Raw genomic sequence first — 887 nt, 5'->3', positions numbered from 1 at the left:
ACCAGAATCACGCACCAAGTCTCACGTGCGTTCGACTTGAATTCTTCTGTTCCTTACAGTGCTTTCCAGTGTTTTGCCAGTTCCTGTGGATTGGCAGATTCCATAAATGCCCGTCCGATCAGGAAGGCATCCACGCGGCATTCTTTCAGGAATTTTACGTCTTCATCTGATACAATTCCGCTCTCTGCCACAAAAATGCGGTCATCCGGAACCAGCTTGCTCAGGCGTTTTGTGGTGTCCAGTTTAATTGAAAAATCTCTGAGATCACGATTGTTGACACCTACGATTTTTGCTCCACAGTTTAGTGCCCGATCCATCTGCTCCTCAGTGTGAGCTTCAAACAATGCATCCAGTCCCAGTTCTGTAGTCAACTGATAAAAATCACGCATCTGAACATCATCTAAAATTCCGGTGATCAGAAGGATTGCATTTGCTCCGATCACTTTTGCCTCATAAAACTGATATTCATCGATCATGAAGTCTTTCCGTAAAATCGGAAGTGGTGAAATCTCCCGGATTTCTTTCAGATAATGCACATTTCCAAGAAAATGATCTTCTTCTGTCAGGCAGGAAATGCAATCTACCGATGCATTGTATTCATCAATTCGCTTTGTCAGGTCGATCTGACTGGTGATGTTTCCAAGGCTTGGAGAAGCTTTTTTGAATTCTCCGATAATGGAAATTCCCGGTTTTGCAAGCCCTTCGTAAAAACTTGCCGGATGCGCCTCGCAGGCTTCTGCCAGCTTTCGCATCTCCGCCGGTGAAATACGGGATTTGTGCTCCACCAGACGTACTTTTTTGTCTTCCACGATTTTATCTAATATCATATTTTTTCCTCTCATTCAAGTCGAACGCACGTGAGACTTGGTGCGTGATTCTGGTCAGCG

At 44.6% G+C, this 887-nt stretch carries 1 protein-coding gene; it reads right to left on the bottom strand.

What is annotated here, in order from left to right:
* Positions 1-53: 53 nt before the first annotated feature.
* Complete coding sequence (gene trpC, locus LG34_RS16285; RefSeq protein WP_109217013.1) at positions 54-827, bottom strand: indole-3-glycerol phosphate synthase TrpC; 774 nt, start codon at positions 825-827, stop codon at positions 54-56.
* Positions 828-887: the final 60 nt, after the last annotated feature.

The sequence above is a fragment of the Eubacterium ramulus genome (assembly GCF_003122485.1).
Taxonomy (GTDB): Bacteria; Bacillota; Clostridia; order Lachnospirales; family Lachnospiraceae; genus Eubacterium_I; species Eubacterium_I ramulus_A.
The sequence above is the reverse complement of the archived record's forward strand: the minus strand, read 5'-3'. Positions and strand labels throughout refer to the sequence as shown.

Excerpts from the sequence above, each read along its gene's own strand:
- trpC (WP_109217013.1), bottom strand. The coding sequence starts at position 827 with ATGATATTAGATAAAATCGTGGAAGACAAAAAAGTACGTCTGGTGGAG.